At 35.1% G+C, this 17,630-nt stretch carries 16 protein-coding genes, 1 tRNA gene, 1 rRNA gene, 1 other RNA gene and 1 other annotated feature; of the genes, 14 read left to right on the plus strand and 5 right to left on the minus strand.

The genetic code is table 11. From position 1 onward, the window contains the following. The first annotated feature begins 138 nt into the window (after window positions 1-138). Window positions 139-254: ribosomal RNA gene (rrf, locus tag FS935_RS22610) — 5S ribosomal RNA — on the plus strand. Window positions 255-1,349: 1,095 nt separating this feature from the next. On the opposite strand, the gene FS935_RS22615 is transcribed toward rrf, so the two are convergent. Then, complete coding sequence (locus tag FS935_RS22615) at window positions 1,350-2,297, minus strand: YaaC family protein (RefSeq protein ID WP_146950868.1); 948 nt, start codon at window positions 2,295-2,297, stop codon at window positions 1,350-1,352. A 118-nt stretch (window positions 2,298-2,415) separates the two neighbouring features. On the opposite strand from FS935_RS22615, the gene guaB reads away from it, so the two are divergent. The 6 genes from guaB (at window position 2,416) to FS935_RS22645 (ending at window position 9,214) form a co-directional block, all read left to right on the plus strand. Next, window positions 2,416-3,879, plus strand: a complete 1,464-nt coding sequence (gene guaB / locus FS935_RS22620; RefSeq protein ID WP_146950869.1) for an IMP dehydrogenase — start codon at window positions 2,416-2,418, stop codon at window positions 3,877-3,879. A 259-nt stretch (window positions 3,880-4,138) separates the two neighbouring features. Continuing rightward, window positions 4,139-5,497: a D-alanyl-D-alanine carboxypeptidase family protein gene (locus FS935_RS22625; protein ID WP_275669644.1), complete on the plus strand. Its 1,359-nt coding sequence runs from the start codon at window positions 4,139-4,141 to the stop codon at window positions 5,495-5,497. A gap of 287 nt (window positions 5,498-5,784) precedes the next feature. Next, complete coding sequence (gene pdxS, locus FS935_RS22630) at window positions 5,785-6,669, plus strand: pyridoxal 5'-phosphate synthase lyase subunit PdxS (RefSeq protein WP_146950870.1); 885 nt, start codon at window positions 5,785-5,787, stop codon at window positions 6,667-6,669. Window positions 6,670-6,687: 18 nt separating this feature from the next. Continuing rightward, window positions 6,688-7,263 (plus strand): pyridoxal 5'-phosphate synthase glutaminase subunit PdxT, encoded by a 576-nt coding sequence (gene pdxT / locus FS935_RS22635; RefSeq protein ID WP_146950871.1) that lies wholly within the window; start codon window positions 6,688-6,690, stop codon window positions 7,261-7,263. A 159-nt stretch (window positions 7,264-7,422) separates the two neighbouring features. After that, window positions 7,423-7,642 (plus strand) — a binding site (T-box leader). A 61-nt stretch (window positions 7,643-7,703) separates the two neighbouring features. After that, window positions 7,704-8,987 carry a serine--tRNA ligase gene (serS, locus tag FS935_RS22640; protein WP_146950872.1) on the plus strand — a complete coding sequence of 428 codons (1,284 nt, stop codon included), beginning with the start codon at window positions 7,704-7,706 and terminating at the stop codon, window positions 8,985-8,987. A gap of 134 nt (window positions 8,988-9,121) precedes the next feature. Then, window positions 9,122-9,214, plus strand: a tRNA-Ser gene (locus tag FS935_RS22645). Window positions 9,215-9,455: 241 nt separating this feature from the next. Here the strand turns inward: FS935_RS22645 and FS935_RS22650 are convergent. From FS935_RS22650 to FS935_RS22665, 4 genes are all read right to left on the minus strand, one after another. Further along, window positions 9,456-10,124, minus strand: a complete 669-nt coding sequence (locus tag FS935_RS22650) for a deoxynucleoside kinase (RefSeq protein WP_146950873.1) — start codon at window positions 10,122-10,124, stop codon at window positions 9,456-9,458. Beyond that, the gene (locus FS935_RS22655; protein WP_146950882.1) at window positions 10,102-10,761 is read right to left on the minus strand and encodes a deoxynucleoside kinase; all 660 of its coding nucleotides are present in this window, start codon (window positions 10,759-10,761) and stop codon (window positions 10,102-10,104) included. Before FS935_RS22655 ends, FS935_RS22650 begins: the two co-directional genes overlap by 23 nt. A 263-nt stretch (window positions 10,762-11,024) precedes the next feature. Further along, complete coding sequence (locus tag FS935_RS22660) at window positions 11,025-12,311, minus strand: glycosyl hydrolase family 18 protein (RefSeq protein WP_146950874.1); 1,287 nt, start codon at window positions 12,309-12,311, stop codon at window positions 11,025-11,027. A 56-nt stretch (window positions 12,312-12,367) separates the two neighbouring features. Beyond that, window positions 12,368-12,916, minus strand: a complete 549-nt coding sequence (locus tag FS935_RS22665; protein WP_146950875.1) for a cysteine hydrolase family protein — start codon at window positions 12,914-12,916, stop codon at window positions 12,368-12,370. A gap of 68 nt (window positions 12,917-12,984) precedes the next feature. Here FS935_RS22665 and tadA point away from each other — a divergent pair, with 68 nt between their 5' ends. The 7 genes from tadA to FS935_RS22700 all read left to right on the plus strand — a co-directional run bounded on the left by tadA (window position 12,985) and on the right by FS935_RS22700 (window position 17,283). Further along, on the plus strand, window positions 12,985-13,446 hold the full coding sequence (gene tadA / locus FS935_RS22670; RefSeq protein ID WP_146950876.1) for a tRNA adenosine(34) deaminase TadA: 462 nt from the start codon (window positions 12,985-12,987) through the stop codon (window positions 13,444-13,446). A gap of 113 nt (window positions 13,447-13,559) precedes the next feature. Then, window positions 13,560-13,823: signal recognition particle sRNA large type (gene ffs / locus FS935_RS22675), an RNA gene on the plus strand. A 220-nt stretch (window positions 13,824-14,043) separates the two neighbouring features. After that, window positions 14,044-15,732: a DNA polymerase III subunit gamma/tau gene (gene dnaX / locus FS935_RS22680; protein WP_146950877.1), complete on the plus strand. Its 1,689-nt coding sequence runs from the start codon at window positions 14,044-14,046 to the stop codon at window positions 15,730-15,732. A 25-nt stretch (window positions 15,733-15,757) separates the two neighbouring features. After that, a complete protein-coding gene (locus FS935_RS22685; protein WP_146950883.1) occupies window positions 15,758-16,081 on the plus strand; it encodes a YbaB/EbfC family nucleoid-associated protein in 324 nt (107 codons plus the stop codon). Window positions 16,082-16,092: 11 nt separating this feature from the next. Further along, the gene (gene recR, locus FS935_RS22690) at window positions 16,093-16,689 is read left to right on the plus strand and encodes a recombination mediator RecR (protein ID WP_146950878.1); all 597 of its coding nucleotides are present in this window, start codon (window positions 16,093-16,095) and stop codon (window positions 16,687-16,689) included. Window positions 16,690-16,702: 13 nt separating this feature from the next. Further along, entirely contained in the window at window positions 16,703-16,924 is a 222-nt protein-coding gene (locus tag FS935_RS22695) for a YaaL family protein (RefSeq protein ID WP_146950879.1), read from the plus strand. Between the two features lie 95 nt (window positions 16,925-17,019). Continuing rightward, window positions 17,020-17,283, plus strand: coding sequence for a pro-sigmaK processing inhibitor BofA family protein (locus FS935_RS22700; protein WP_146950880.1), 264 nt, complete (start codon window positions 17,020-17,022; stop codon window positions 17,281-17,283). The last annotated feature ends 347 nt before the right edge of the window (window positions 17,284-17,630 follow it).

Consider the following 17,630-nt stretch of genomic DNA (forward strand, 5'->3'; position numbering starts at 1 on the left):
ACTTCGTCCGAGAGAGTGAAATTACCGTAGGATTTGGCTTCTGTAGCTGGACAAAGTAAGAGCGAAAACTCAGTTGAATTGAATTGTATAATCGTTATCTAGTTTTGAAGGAATATAACCTTCAAACTTAGTTTTTTATTTGGTGATGATGGCGAAGAGGTCACACCCGTTCCCATGCCGAACACGGAAGTTAAGCTCTTCAGCGCCGATGGTAGTTGGGGGTTTCCCCCTGTGAGAGTAGGACGTCGCCAAGTAAAGGGTGGAAAAGATCAGTAGAGATACTGGTCTTTTTTTGTGGAGAAAAAGGTAAAAAAATAGAGTCAATGTTCTTTACATTATATTTAATATATCGAAGATATGTATGTAAGAGGTAGAGACTAAAAAGCACTACTAGCCTGTGGCTTGGGAGAAGCAAGAAGGTCAAGGAAGCGCAGTGAATGAAGACCGGAATGTGCGTATTTGGCACATGAGGATCTGAATGAACAAGCTGACGCGGAGATTCGCCGCTTATCGCAAGCCGAGATCCGAACGCGGAAGTTAAGCTCCAGCGCCGATGGTAGTTGGGGGGTTCCCCCCTGTGAGAGTAGGACGTCGCCAAGTAAAGTGTGGAAAGATCAGTAGAGATACTGGTCTTTTTTTGTGCGTGAAAAAGGTAAAAAATAAAGTCAATGTTCTTTATATTATATTGAATATGTCTAAGATATGTATGTAAGAGGTAGAGACTAAAAAGCACTACTGGCCTGAGGCTTGGGAGAAGTGAGGCCCATAAGAGATCAGAATTAGCAGTCAAATGTCCGTCATCAAGGAGATGAGACCCATAAGAGAGCAGAATCCCAAGTCAAATGTCCGTCATCAAGGAGATGGTAGCCCATAAGGTGGTAAATCTCAAGGAATGTACGATATTGTTACTTGAGGGTCTGGAGGAACACACGCAGATATTTGTCCTTTAAAAGCACTAGTAGTAGGGAATTAAATGAAAGGTTGAAGGCCAGTAGTAGAGACACTGACCTATTATTGTGAAGATAAAAGGATATCATAATCCTAATCATTCAAAGTAACACTCAAAGATCAAAGGAGTTAGAAGATACTTAAAGGAATAGTTCAATATTGATTCCCAAAAAATGCGTTAGATAAATAAAGTTCAGGCGTACCTTACTTTATATAACATCACAATCACGTTTAAAAGGTTAATATAGCAGAAAAGAACCTGTGTACTAGTTAAAGGTAGCTTTTGAGTCCATTATAAGTTCTCTAAGGCGTAGAGTACCCCGTTAAGATATACATGATAATATCTAATTATCTTATAAGAAATGAAGATATCTAACATTCCTTTTACTAATAAAACCATGTCAAAGAGTACTTTCCAAAAAATTAAAAATTAAATATGGTACCTTTCTTTTTGCTATCTCCATATAACGTAAAATGAATGGGTAATCATCACTTGAAGCACCTAATAATAATTCATACCACCACTCAGTTTCATATCTTGAGATCATACTTAAGTTATATAGTAACAAATAATGAGTTAGTAACTCTGGGATTTGTGGTAGGTCCTCACGAGATGTTGACAAATAAAATGAGTCCTCTTCTAGGTGATATAAAAATGGTAAACAGTTATATTGAAAACCTTTTGTGATATTTATGGATGAAAGAGAGGATGCATTTTCCTTCAAAAGCTTACCAGGGTATTTTTCACATAAAAATTCTGTCAGTCTTTCTTGTGACATATGAAATGCAAATGCAGTGTCTTCATCAATCATGAAATTGCTTTTATCTTTCGCAATCTGTTTTGATGTTATTTCAGATTGATGAAATAAAAAAACATCATTCATTTCTGCTATTTGTTTTAGTAGTGTTTCCATTGAGTATTTTTCAGCATCCAAATGTTTAATTTGGAAAAATAACTCTGCTATATGTGGGAAAAGACCGTATCGTTGAATCTTTATTTCATCTTTAAGAAATTGGTATTGTTGTTTTTTACGTTTTCTACTTGATACACCATGTGCTAATACAGAGGATGTTGTTGGATAATCTGGATCTTTAATAATTAGGCAGGCTTTTAATAGTTGTGAAAAGCCATAAAATAATAAAATAGGTTGGATAGCATGTGGAGCTTGATCAGCTTGAGTAAAAAAATTTTCTCCATGCTTTAAAAAATAAATTAGTCGATATGAATTATCGTAAGAAAGTTGACTTGCATTTTCAAAATTAGTGCTATCATAGTGTTTCTCTAGTCTTTTTTGAATTGTTTGTGTTGATTGATAAGAAAGAAAGCGTTCCCAAATTGATATCTGCATAATTGTACACTCCAATTGATATATTCTAAATATTTAAATTCTTCATTCCTTTCTTGACAGTCGTTCCGCATGTTGATAATCTACTAATAATATTTTGCCGAAAAAGGGGGATTTTACTATGTGGGAACAAAAATTTTCTAAAGAAGGTTTAACATTTGATGATGTCTTACTAGTACCAGCTAAATCTGAGGTATTACCAAGGGATGTAAATTTAAGTGTAGAGTTAACTCCTAGCTTAAAATTAAATATTCCTATTCTAAGTGCAGGTATGGATACTGTTACTGAATCAGCTCTTGCTATTTCAATCGCAAGACAAGGTGGTATGGGTGTTATCCATAAAAACATGTCTATTGAGCAACAGGCAGAACAAGTAGATAAAGTGAAGCGTTCTGAAAGAGGAGTTATTACTGATCCTTTCTTTTTAACACCTGAGCATCAGGTTTTTGATGCAGAACACTTAATGGGTAAATACCGAATTTCTGGAGTCCCAGTTGTAAATAACTCTGAAGATCTCAAACTTGTTGGTATTATTACAAATCGTGATATGAGATTTATACAAGATTACTCAATTAGAATTGATGAAGTCATGACTAAAGATAATTTAGTAACGGCAGATGTAGGCACAACTTTAAAAGATGCAGAAAAGGTTTTACAAAAGCATAAAATCGAAAAATTACCACTTGTTGATAAAGATGGTGTGTTAAAAGGTTTAATTACAATAAAAGATATTGAAAAAGTTATCGAGTTTCCAAACTCAGCTAAAGATGCTCATGGAAGATTAGTTGTTGCAGCAGCAGTTGGTGTAACAGCAGATACTATGATTCGTGTAAAAAAATTAGTTGAAGCAGGTGTTGATGCAGTTGTTGTTGATACTGCACATGGTCACTCTGCAGGGGTGCTAGAAACAGTTAAAACAATTCGCAATGAATATCCTAGCCTAAACATTATTGCAGGTAATGTAGCTACAGCTGATGCTACAAGAGATTTAATTACAGCTGGTGCAAATGTTGTTAAAGTTGGAATTGGTCCAGGATCAATTTGTACAACTCGAGTTGTTGCAGGTGTAGGAGTACCTCAAATTACAGCTGTATACGACTGCGCAACAGAAGCTAGAAAACATGGAGTATCTATTATTGCTGATGGTGGTATTAAGTACTCTGGTGATATGGTGAAGGCTCTAGCAGCAGGTGGGCATGCTGTTATGCTAGGAAGTTTACTTGCAGGAACTTCAGAAAGCCCTGGAGAAACTGAAATCTTCCAAGGTAGACGCTTTAAAGTTTATCGTGGTATGGGTTCTGTAGGAGCAATGGAAAAGGGTAGTAAAGATCGCTACTTCCAAGAAGATAACAAAAAATTCGTTCCAGAAGGTATCGAAGGAAGAACACCTTATAAAGGCCCATTATCTGAAACAATTTATCAACTTGTTGGTGGTATTCGTTCTGGTATGGGTTATTGTGGAACGAAGGATCTAAAAGAGTTAAGAGAAAATACACAATTTGTTCGAATGACTGGAGCAGGCTTAAGAGAAAGCCACCCACATGATGTACAAATTACAAAAGAATCTCCTAATTACTCGATGTAATTTTATTTTTAAAGCTATGTTTTTAGCTCATCGCAGGTAATATTTATGTAGCATTATGTCCTATCAGATACTTATTGCTATAAAGTAGATACGCAACAATTTTTAGAAGAATTAATTATAAATATGACAGAAGTATAACATTTGACAGAGTCTACTACTCTGTCTATTTTTTTTGCATTTTCTGTGATAAAATCAATCTTGTTGTTTAAAAAAAATACGAAAATGATATAGATAATTATAGAAAGTATGGGGGTAGGACATGGTTAACAACATGAAATTAAAACAGGTTATGATACTTATCTTTGCCTTTACTCTAGTTGTATCAGCTTTTTATCCAAATGGTACAGTAAGTGCAGCAGAGGAGTCTATTTCAGTCAATGCAGGGGCTGCTATTATTATTGAGGAATCTACAGGAGCAATCCTTTATGGTAAAAACGTAGATGAAATGCTGCCGATTGCTAGTATGGCTAAAGTCATGACAGAGTATCTTGTTTTAGAAGCAATTGAAAGTGGTAAAATTACTTGGGATCAAACATATACTCCAAGTGAATATGTATATAGAATTTCACAAAATACAAATCTTTCAAATGTTCCATTAAGACAAGATGGATCATATAACGTGAAGGAATTATATGAAGCAATGGCGATTTATTCTGCTAATGGAGCTGCAATTGGATTAGCAGAGATTATTTCAGGATCTGAATCAAACTTTGTAAAACTCATGAACGAAAAAGCGAAAGAGCTTGGTTTACAGAATTATGAGTTTGTAAACGCAACTGGATTAGAAAATAAAGATTTAATTGGTATGCATCCTGAAGGAACAGGTGTGGATGGTGAAAGTAAAGTATCAGCACGTGATATGGCTCTGCTTTCTAGAAGATTAATTCAAGATTATCCAGATATCCTAAAAACAGCAAGTGTTTCTAAAGGAGTATTTAGAGAAGGTACTGACGACCAGACGAATATGCCAAACTGGAATTGGATGTTACCAGGACTGTTATTTGAATATGAAGGTGTAGATGGATTAAAAACAGGTTCTACAGATAATGCAGGATCATGTTTTACAGCAACTGCCGTTAGAAATGGTATGCGTGTTATAACTGTTGTTATAGATGCAAAGGATGATAGTGGGACATTGCATACTCCTAGGTTTAAAGAAACAAAGAAAATGCTAGATTATGCATTTAATAGCTTTTCAGTAAAAGAAGTATTTCCTGCTAACTATCAGGTTAAAAAGCAATCCGAAATTCCTGTTGTTAAAGGAAAAGAGGATAAAGTATCAATCCATACAAAAGATCCTCTAACATTAGTTGTGAAAAATGGAGAAGATAAATTATATAAATCAACGTTTAAACTAGATGAAAAACAGCTTTCAAAAAACGGAGAGCTTACTGCTCCTGTTAAGAAAGACCAAAAAGTTGGAACAATGATTGTCACTTATGAAGGCAAGAGTGAAGCATTAACTTATGTTGAATATAACAAAACTGCACAAGTAGATGTTGTAACAAAGGAAGCTGTTGAGAAGGCAAATTGGTTTGTTTTATCTATGAGAGGAATCGGAGGATTCTTTAGTGGGTTATGGGGAACAGTAACAGATGCGGTTAAAGGATTATTTTAGTTAAAAAAGCTCCTATTATATAGGAGCTTTTTTAATACCTTATTTTTCATAATACAGTTACAATAGTCTACATATAAAAAGTTTGAGGATTGCTTATAATAAGCTATAATGGGAAAATCATGATAGTAAGAATTGATAGATTAGTGAACAATTTAGAATTGTTTTACTAATAACACTAATTTTGATAGGATTTTTCTAGAAGTTAGGATAAAATATAGCGTAGATGAATTTTTAAAAATCTATTACAAATCCTACTATTAGGAAATTACATAAGGGGGACAAACATAATGAGTAATATTGGTACTGATCGTGTAAAACGTGGAATGGCAGAAATGCAAAAGGGCGGCGTAATTATGGACGTTGTCAATGCCGAGCAAGCTAAAATTGCAGAAGAAGCAGGTGCTGTAGCAGTAATGGCACTTGAGCGTGTTCCTGCTGATATTCGTGCTGCAGGTGGTGTAGCACGAATGGCTGATCCAACTATTGTTGAAGAGGTTATGAACGCAGTTTCAATTCCAGTTATGGCAAAAGCTCGTATTGGTCACATTGTTGAAGCACGTATCCTTGAAGCAATGGGCGTAGATTATATTGATGAAAGTGAAGTATTAACTCCAGCAGATGAAGAATATCACCTTTTAAAAAGTGACTTCACTGTACCATTCGTTTGTGGCTGCCGTGATCTAGGTGAGGCAACTCGTCGTATTGCTGAAGGAGCTTCTATGTTACGTACTAAAGGAGAGCCTGGAACTGGTAATATTGTTGAGGCTGTTCGCCATATGCGTAAAGTAAATGGACAAATTCGTAAAGTTGCAGCAATGAGTGAAGATGAATTAATGACAGAAGCAAAACTTCTAGGAGCACCATTTGAACTTCTTCTTCAAATTAAGAAAGAAGGAAAATTACCAGTTGTTAACTTTGCAGCAGGCGGTGTAGCAACACCAGCTGATGCAGCATTAATGATGCAATTAGGTGCAGATGGAGTATTTGTAGGTTCTGGTATCTTCAAATCAGAAAACCCAGCTAAATTTGCTCGTTCAATTGTAGAAGCTACTACACATTATCAAGACTATGAACTAATTGCTAAGCTTTCAAAGGGACTTGGATCTGCTATGCAAGGAGTAGAGATTTCAAGCCTTTTACCAGAGCAAAGAATGCAGGATCGTGGTTGGTAATTAAAAGGAGTTTTTAACATGCTAAAAATAGGTGTATTAGGTTTACAAGGAGCCGTAAGAGAGCATATACGTTCAATTGAGGCTTGTGGTGCTGAGGGTATTGTTGTGAAAGCAATAAACCAATTGGATGAGGTTGATGGTCTAATTATCCCTGGTGGAGAAAGTACAACAATGCGTCGTTTAATAGATAAGTATCATTTTATGGAGCCTTTAAAGGCATTTGCAGATTCTGGTAAGCCAATGTTTGGTACTTGTGCAGGGCTTATCCTACTTGCTAAAAACCTTGTAGGTTATAGTGAGTCACACTTGGGCTTACTTGATGCAACTGTTGAACGCAATTCCTTCGGTCGTCAAAAGGATAGCTTTGAAGCTGAATTGATGATTACAGGAGTTGGAGAAGACTTTGTAGGAGTCTTTATTCGCGCTCCACATATCGTTGAGGTAGGAGAAGATGTAGAAATCTTATCTAAGCATGATGGGAGAATTGTTGCAGCTCGTCAGGGGAATTTCCTCGGATGCTCTTTCCATCCTGAACTAACAGACGATCACCGAATGACTCAATTATTCATAAACATGGTAAAAGAATCAAAATAAATGTATAAAAAGCTTGAAGCAGTTGTAAACTTATAGTAAATTATGATTACCAAAGGCTGTTTTCGCAACACCCTTTTAGAGTCAAAAATACTGTTTTTGACAACGAATGGGGATCGTTAACAACAATCATTCGAAAAAGAGCCTTACCAAATTATATATGAAAATATGTTGATAGGAACTAGTATCAAGAAGTTCTATCTATAGAGAGCCGATGGTTGGTGAAAATCGGTGATAGATGCTTGTGAATCCATCCTTGAATGAAGTGCTGAACTAATAAGATTAAAGTAGGCATTTCCGGCTATGACCGTTATTCATTAAGTGAAAGATACATAATGTATTTTTAACTAGGGTGGCAACGCGGGTAACTCTCGTCCCTTTTTGGGACGGGAGTTTTTTTGTGTTCCTTTTTTAAAAAAATCAGTGAGAAAAGGAGAATGAACATGCTGGATAGTAAATTTTTACGCACAAATTTAGAAGAAGTAAAAGAAAAGTTAGCTAAACGTGGAGAAGATTTAACAGACTTCGGTAAGTTTGAGTCATTAGATAAGAAGAGAAGAGAGCTAATTAACTCAACTGAAGATAAAAAGAGTAAGCGTAATGAAGTATCAGGCCAGATAGCTCAACTAAAGCGTGAAAAAAAAGATGCCGATCACTTGATTCAGGAAATGAAGCAAGTTGGCGAGGAGATAAAAGCTTTAGATGATGAATTACGTACTGTAGAAACCGAACTAGATACATTATTACTTTCAATTCCTAACATTCCTCATGATAGTGTACCAGTTGGTGACACCGAGGATGATAATGTTGAAGTACGTACTTGGGGAGAAATTCCAAAATTTAAATTTGAACCAAAACCTCATTGGGATATAGCAGATGGGTTGAAAATATTAGACTTTGAAAGAGCTGCTAAAGTTACTGGAAGTCGCTTCGTATTTTATCGTGGACTTGGTGCAAGGTTAGAAAGAGCTTTATTTAATTTTATGTTAGATTTACATGTTGATGATCATGGGTATACAGAAATTCTACCTCCTTTTATTGTGAATCGTGATAGTATGACCGGAACAGGACAATTACCAAAGTTTGAGGAAGATGCCTTTAAAATTGAAGGCGAGGATTACTTTTTAATTCCAACTGCAGAGGTACCTGTAACAAATTTACATCGTGAGGAAATTTTAAATGTAGAGCAACTACCAATAAGCTATGCTGCATTCAGTGCAAATTTCCGTTCTGAAGCAGGATCAGCTGGTAGAGATACTAGAGGTCTGATTCGTCAGCATCAATTTAATAAAGTTGAACTAGTTCGTTTTGTTAAACCTGAAGATTCTTATGAAGAGCTTGAAAAACTTACAGGACATGCTGAAAAAGTGCTACAATTATTAGGATTACCTTATCGTGTTCTAAGCATGTGTACAGCTGATTTAGGATTTACTGCAGCTAAGAAATATGATTTAGAAGTGTGGATACCGAGCTATGAAACATACCGTGAAATATCTTCTTGTAGTAACTTTGAGGCATTTCAAGCACGTCGAGCAAATATCCGCTTCAGACGAGATCCTAAAGCGAAAGTTGAGCATGTTCATACATTAAATGGCTCTGGTCTTGCAATTGGTCGTACTGTTGCAGCAATTCTTGAGAATTACCAGCAGGAAGATGGATCTGTTATCATTCCTGAAGTGTTACGTCCATATATGGGGAATAAAGAAAGAATTAGTATAGAAGATTAAAATTATGGAATGATATTAAAAAGAGTAGGTAGAGGAAATATAATTCTTCTACTTACTTTTAAAGATATTAAGAAAAAAATTTGAAATATGTTGACAGATTGTCTTATGTATGATAAATTAGATCTTGTCGATGCGGAGGAATACCCAAGTCCGGCTGAAGGGATCGGTCTTGAAAACCGACAGGGGTGTCAAAACCCGCAGGGGTTCGAATCCCCTTTCCTCCTCCATAACTTTAAATTTAAATTCCATATCCAGCGCATAAGATATGGGAGATTGATAAAAATCGTTACTATATGTAGCGATTTTTTTTTATTCTCTGTGTCTACTTTATATAAAATATAGAAAAGGACCATATGTACATAACGGATATTGTTATGTACATATGGTCCTTTTTGAGTTCTGATGGGATTTGTAATCGCTAGAAACAGAATTGATAAGGATATGAAGCATGAATAGTCTAAAATAATGTTATTTCTTCAGAAATTTAGTTTGCTCAATAAATTGACCTACTCTTGCAATGATAGGTTCAATTGTTTGTTCATTCGTCATAATATCATAGTCATTGATGTTAATGCGTAGAACTGGGCAAGCGTTAAAGTTATTGATCCAATTTTCGTAGCGTTCATGCATTTCTTTCCAATAATCAATAGGTGTCTGCTGTTCCATAGGTCGTCCACGTAGCTTAATTCTAGATAATATATCATCTAAACTTCCTTCGAGATAAATAAGTAAATCAGGATGTGGAAAGTATGGAGTCATAACCATTGCGTCGAAAAGGTTTTTATATGTTTCGTAATCAACCTCAGACATTGTACCTTTTTCATAATGCATCTTGGCAAATATTCCGGTATCCTCATATATAGACCGATCCTGAACAAAGCCTCCGCCATATTCATATATTTTCTTTTGTTCCTTAAAGCGCTCAGCAAGGAAATAAATTTGTAAATGAAAACTCCATCGCTCAAAATCAGCATAAAACTTATCTAAATAAGGATTTGAATCGACTTTTTCAAAAGAAGTTTTAAAATCTAATTCTCTCGCTAGTGTCTTTGTCATAGTAGATTTTCCTACTCCAACAGTACCAGCAATTGTAATGACAGAATTGTGGGGGATATTATATTTTTCGCGTAAATTCATGTGTGCTAGCTCCTTTGTGCAAAAACTGATCTAAAGTATTGAATATATAAGTTAAATCCTCTTTGTTTTGTACAAAATCTAATGTATCTCCATCAAATCGAATAACTGGTATAGAGGGATCTGCTTTTTCTAAATGTGACATCGCCATTTCATAGTCTTCAGAAAGCTGCTGAAGATAGCTAGGATCAATATTTCGTTCTATTTCTCGACCACGCTTGGCAATTCGAGAAAGTAATGTATCTAGACTGGCATTTAAGTAAATAATAAGATTAGGCTTAGGCATGTCCTGTGTTAAAATATCATAGATTTTCAAATATTTATCATATTGTTCATTCTTTAATGTTCGTTTTGCAAAGATAAGGTTTTTATAAATGTGATAATCAGCAACAACAGGCTTTGATTGTTGTAAATATTTTAAATCAATATCCTCTAATTGTTTGTATCTATTGCAAAGAAAGAACATTTCTGTTTGAAAGCTCCACTCTTCAATATTTGTATAAAACTTCCCTAAAAATGGATTTTCATCAACAATTTCCTTTAATAAATGAAATTGATAATAATCAGCAATTGCTTTTGATAATGAAGTTTTACCGATTCCAATCGGTCCCTCAACAGTTATAAAGGGTATATTCATAATGGGTCCTCCTTTAAAGCGAAACACCAGATACTAAAAATCGACAAATTTCATTTTACCATAGCAATCACTGTTTTGAGTAAATAAATAATGTTTGTTATTATTTCCAAGAAATTTTTTAAGGTTTTCTGGGTGTACGTTCAATGATTCATCGAATGTTGGATTATTTTATATGGGGCTTTATAAGGGAGGATAAAAAATGAGGTTTACTTAGGTTGGACACAATTGTATAAAAAGTGAACATCCTTAAGCAACCTCGGGTATGGTTATTTCTTTTCGATTGTAAAATTATCAGATAGTAAGAGCCAATTTTGTGGAAATGATAAACCTAACTTCCAATAGCTTATTCCTCTCAAATCTAATTCTTTGATTAAATCAAATTTTGCTTGAATAGATCTTGCATCTTCAAACCAAACTTTATGTTCTTTCCCGTTTTCATCAACATAATCAAAGTTAGGTGCTTGTGATTTTTGGTCATATTTAATTGGTACATTATATTTACTTGCTAAAAGGATTGCTTGCTGTGGACTCACAGCTTTTGCGAATTGTCCTCCTTGGACAAACGGTAATGTCCAATCATATCCATATAAATTTTGCCCCATCATAATTTTACGGCTAGGCATTTCTGAAATGGCATATTCTAAAACTTCCCTGACTGGACCGATCGGAGAAACAGCAAGTGGTGGACCTGCACTATATCCCCATTCATATGTCATAATAACAACAAAATCAACAATTTCTCCGTGGGCTTTATAATCATGTGCTTCATACCAGCGACCTTTTTGTTCAGCGCTTGTTTTAGGTGCTAGAGCAGTAGAAAGTAGCCAGCCCTCTTTGCTAAATCTAGCTTTTGCCTTCCGTAGAAATTGGTTATAAGCTTCACGATCTTGTGGACGTAAATACTCCATGTCAAAGTGAATATCTCTAAATCCATACTTTTTAGCAGCTTTTACAATATTATCCAATAATTTATTTTGAATATCCATATTTGTTAAAACAATTCGACCAAGTTCATCACTGAACTGATCATTTTCTAAGTTTGTAATAGCCATCATAAGAGTAACATTATTTTGTTTAGCTATTTGTGGGAAGTTATTTAATAATGGTTCCTTTAGTGTGCCATCTCTTTGTATTTGAAAGCTAAATGGTCCTAAGTAAGTTAAATATGGTGCAGCGTCTCGAGCAGCTTGCTCTAGATTTGCTGCAACACTTGTTCCACGAGGTTCAATATATGCATTTGACTCGACAGTTCGCTTAGGTTGATCTGGAATATAAAGTCTTAATCCAATAGTGAGGGGCTGATTTATAGGTATATTATTAATTCTTGCTAATTCTTCATAAGAAATCCCTAATTTCTGACCAATGCTATATAAGCTATCACCAGGCTGAACGAAGTAAAACCTACCTTTGATAGGAATCACAATTGCTTGCCCGACAACTAAATCACTAGCATTAGGTATTTCATTTGTTGAAACAATTTCCTCAACAGAAGTACTGTAAGCCTGTGCGATGCTAAACAAACTTTGTCCTTGCTGGACGATATGTATTTGCATGTTGTCCTCCTCAGTATCCTTTTTGTACATCATATGAAAAGAATACCGGGAGCATGTTAGTTAATTTTTATATCTGGAGATTTAGAGATAGCAGCCTTTAAGGTATTTTCCATCATTTTCAATGCGAAGGTGTTGTCTTCAACAGTGTTAGAGGCAATACAGTCTGCTGGAATTGTTAAATTATATTCTCTCATATAAGCATCATTTGCGGTAAATAAGACACAAATGTTTCCTGCAATACCTGTTATGATAAGGTCTTTTATATTCAAACTATATAAAAGAGTATTCAAGGCTGTACCATAAAAAGCTGAATGTTTGGGTTTGATGAGAAAAAAGTCATCATCCTCAGGATATAATCTATGAATGATATGTTCACTATATTGATTTCTACATTTTTTTGCGATTTTTTGGAAGTCTGCTTGCCAAAGCTGATAATGGTCATTGATATATATGATTGGACATCCTTTACTTTTCGCGCGATTTTTTAAGGAAGAAATATTATGTGAGATATCTTCGGCTTGTTTTGCTAAAATAGGACCATAATTGAATTGAAAATCATTAATCATATCAATGATTAATAAAGCTTGACTAGAAGTCTGTTTCATTTTGTATTCCTCCTTACTTACATGTAGGGTGTTACAAAAATGGGATTTATATAAGGGGATTTTGGTAAATGAATGATCAATATTATATGAACATGGCTATTAAAGAAGCGAAGAAAGCTAGAGAAATAGGTGAAGTTCCTATTGGTGCTGTGATTGTTTTGGATGATGAAGTGATTTCAACAGCATATAACTTACGTGAGAAAGAGCAACGATCTATTGCACATGCAGAAATTCTAGCAATTGATAAGGCATGCCAAGAATTAGAAACCTGGAGATTAGAGAATGCCACATTATATGTGACATTAGAGCCATGCCCTATGTGTGCAGGAGCTATTGTTTTATCGAGAATTAAACGAGTTGTATACGGTGCTGCTGATCCAAAGGGTGGTTGTGCTGGAACACTAATGAATTTATTGCAGGATGAGCGTTTTAATCACCAAGTAGATGTTTTGAGTGGTGTAGAGGCAGAAGCTTGTGGTAAGATGTTAAGTGACTTCTTTAAAGAGCTAAGAACTCGTAAAAAGAAATGAAATTATTAATTAGCAAAAACTTACATACCTTAGACGTTGCATTTTAGTTTATAAGGTTATATACTAATATATGCGTCGTATTAAACGGTGCATTAAATTTGGTATCAATTTTGCCGTGCTAAGCGGGGAGGTAGCGGTGCCCTGTACTCGCAATCCGCTCTAGCGAGGCCGAATCCCTTCTAGAGGTTAGCACACTGTAGGGCTGCCTTAAGTAAGTGGTGTTGACGCTTGGGTCCTGCGCAATGGGAATCCATGAACCATGTCAGGTCCGGAAGGAAGCAGCATTAAGTGGAAGCTCTCATGTGCCGCAGGGTTGCCTGAGCCGAGCTAACTGCTTAAGTAACGCCTATGGTGGCTAATCGACGGAAGGTGCACGGCAGTTAATTTAAAATAGAAACTCACTCTTTACGGAGTGAGTTTTTTGTTTATCTTATTTTGTTAAAGTTTGCTCACTCCTACCTATTAATCATGTAAAACAACATAGTAATGATGAAGTTATCTTTATTTATAATGAAATCTATAATTGATGAATCTCACTTTGTAAAATGGTTAATGGTTGTTATAATAAAATAGAAGAAAATGAAGGGAGACGTTTTTGTGGGTTATCAAGCATTATACCGTGTGTTCCGACCTCAAGTTTTCCACGACGTGGTTGGACAAGAACATATCACTAAAACGTTGCAAAATGCCCTATTACAAAATAAATTTTCCCATGCGTATCTTTTTTCTGGTCCAAGAGGAACTGGGAAAACAAGTGCTGCCAAAATTTTTGCTAAAGCTGTTAACTGTGAGAAGTCTCCAGTAGCAGAGCCGTGTAATGAATGTGCAGCTTGTAAAGGGATTACAAATGGTTCAATATCAGATGTTATAGAAATTGATGCTGCGTCTAACAATGGTGTTGATGAGATTAGGGATATTCGTGACAAAGTAAAGTATGCTCCGTCATCAGTAGAATACAAAGTATATATAGTCGATGAAGTTCATATGCTATCGATTGGTGCATTCAATGCTTTATTAAAAACACTTGAAGAGCCACCACGTCATGTTATTTTTATTTTGGCAACAACAGAACCACATAAAATTCCATTAACGATTATATCTCGTTGTCAACGCTTTGATTTTCGAAGAATAACTGCATCAGCGATTGTAGGAAGAATGAAAGAAATTGTACATAATCAGGAAATCGTTGTTGATGAATCGGCTCTTGATGTCATTGCTCGTGCTGCAGACGGTGGTATGCGTGATGCATTAAGCCTTCTAGATCAAGCAATATCATATAGTGATGAAAAAGTAACATTGGATGAAGCATTGCTTATTACAGGATCTGTATCACAAAATTTTATCGGCAAGATAGCAGAAGCGATTAATCAAAAGGATGTATCAACTGCTCTGCAGTCTCTTGACCAGCTAATGTATCAAGGGAAAGATCCTAGCAGATTTATAGAAGATTTTATTTATTATTATCGAGATATGCTTTTGTATCAAACTGCACCAACATTAGAGGATGTTCTAGAACGTGTATCAGTCGATGAACAATTTATTGAACTTTCAAGGGAAATACCTTCCAGTGCTATATACGAAACAATCGAAACTTTAAGTAAAAGTCAGCAAGAGATGAAATGGACAAACCACCCAAGAATTTTCTTAGAGGTTGCTATTGTGAAATTGTGTCAGCAATCAAGTGCAGCAACACAATTTGATCAAGAAGGTTATCAATCCTTGCTCGAAAAAATTACTAACCTACAATCTGAATTAAATACAATAAAGCAGCAAGGATTAGCAGCACCACAGCAAAGAAGCGCAGGTGCTGAACCAAAACAAAGGTCAATGAAAAGTGGATACAAAACTCCTGAAGGTCGAATTCAAGAAATATTAAAGGTAGCAACTAGACAAGACCTAGAAGTAATAAAAAGTCGTTGGGGAGAACTTTTAGAGCTTCTTAAAAGGCAAAATAAAGTATCACATGCAGCATTGCTAAATGACAGTGAACCAGTAGCTGCATCAGAAACTGCATTTATTTTAAAATTCAAGTTTGAGATTCATTGTAAGATGGTTGCTGAAAATAATAACAATGTAAGAACAAATCTTGAAATGATTTTACAAGAAATCACCGGAAAAACTTTGGAAATGGTTGGCGTTCCGGAACCTGATTGGGTTAAAATAAGGAAGGAATTCCTACAGGATCAAAAAGATGATGATAATAATCAGCAAAGTGGTGAAGAAGATCCCCTTATTGCTGAAGCGATGAAATTAGTAGGAAATGAGCTAATTGAAATAAAAGACTAATAATTATATGGAGGAATGTAAGATGATGCGAGGCGGCGGCGGTAATATGCAAAAGATGATGAAACAAATGCAAAAAATGCAAAAGGATATGGCGAAAGCTCAAGAAGAACTAGTTGAAAAAACAGTTGAAGGCTCAGCTGGTGGTGGAATGGTATCAGTTGTTGTTAACGGTCAAAAAGAATTAATCGAAGTTAATATTAAAGAAGAAGTTGTAGATCCAGAAGATATCGAAATGCTACAGGATCTTGTTTTAGCAGCAACGAATGATGCGTTGAAGAAGATGGATGATTTAACAAATGAAACAATGGGACAATTCACAAAAGGAATGAATTTACCAGGAATGTTCTAGGGGGATTAATCATGCATTATCCTGAACCAATATCAAAGCTAATTGATAGCTTTATGAAATTGCCAGGAATCGGACCGAAAACGGCCGTTCGTCTGGCTTTTTTTGTACTAAATATGAAAGAAGATGTTGTATTAGATTTTGCAAAGGCACTAGTAAACGCAAAGCGTAATCTCACTTACTGCTCTGTTTGCGGTCATATTACAGATCAAGATCCATGCTATATCTGTGAAGATCAACGACGTGACAAAAGCTTAGTTTGCGTTGTACAAGATCCAAAGGATGTAATAGCAATGGAAAAAATGAAAGAATATAACGGCCTTTATCATGTTCTCCATGGATCTATTTCTCCTATGGAAGGAATAGGACCGGAAGATATTAAGATTCCAGAGCTTTTAAAGAGATTACAAGATGATGTAATCCAAGAAGTAATATTAGCCACTAATCCTAATATTGAGGGTGAGGCAACTGCAATGTATATCTCAAGATTACTAAAGCCATCTGGTATAAAGCTAACCAGAATTGCACATGGTTTACCTGTTGGTGGGGACTTGGAATATGCTGATGAAGTTACTTTATCTAGAGCACTAGAAGGAAGAAGAGAACTATAAAGGGGGATAATTCATGTTATTTCGCCGAAAAGGATGGTTAAGAAGTCAATATGATCAACAGCTAATTCAGAATTTACTACTGATGAAAAAAGAGTGGAATCGTCAAAAGCAATTAGTTGATAAAAGTGTTGAACCATCACCTCAAGTTCTCTATGAACTCAAAGTGGCCGAAGCAAAATACTTCTTTCTGTTAAAAGAAGCTAAGGTAAGGAAAATTAAGATTGGGAAAATGTGAAATAATTGTTTGATGTTTTGCTAGGAAGCTTGTTCTATTTTTCCACTCACTTCATATGTTTAATTATAAGCATAGTATGAAAGTGAGTGATACGGATGGATCCAATCATTGTATTTTCTGTTCTAGGTGGATTGATTCTTGTTTTATTATTTGTAGGAGCACCAATACGACCTTTACGATGGATAGGTCAACTATTTATTAAAGTTATTGTTGGTGCATTGTTATTGTTTTTTGTAAATGTTTTTGGTACGAGCTTTGATTTACATATACCAATTAATTTAATTACTTCTACTATTTCAGGAGTTTTAGGTATTCCAGGATTAGCTGCATTAGTTGTTATAAAAACAATGATCATATAAAGAGAAGACAAATGGTGTTCCGTTTGTCTTTTCTTTTTGTATCGATTTGAGTAATGGAGTTTGAGAACAATAGACAAGATTATTGGATATATAATAAAGAGCTCTCTTAAATTTTATGTAGTCCTAATTGTTGACTTATAATTATGAAAATGATATATTTTAAATCGTCTCTTACAGAGATATTAAAATATATCACTCATTTAAAATAGTTTTTAAAAAAGTATTGACTTATAATTTGTTAACGTGTTAATATATTAAAGTCGCTTCTGATTAAGAGTGATTGAAAAGTTCTTTGAAAACTAAACAAAACCAAGCGTGCCAACGTTAATTTCGATTAACAAAAATGT

Origin of the sequence: Metabacillus litoralis (genome assembly GCF_007994985.1) — a bacterium.
Classification (GTDB): Bacteria; Bacillota; Bacilli; order Bacillales; family Bacillaceae; genus Metabacillus; species Metabacillus litoralis.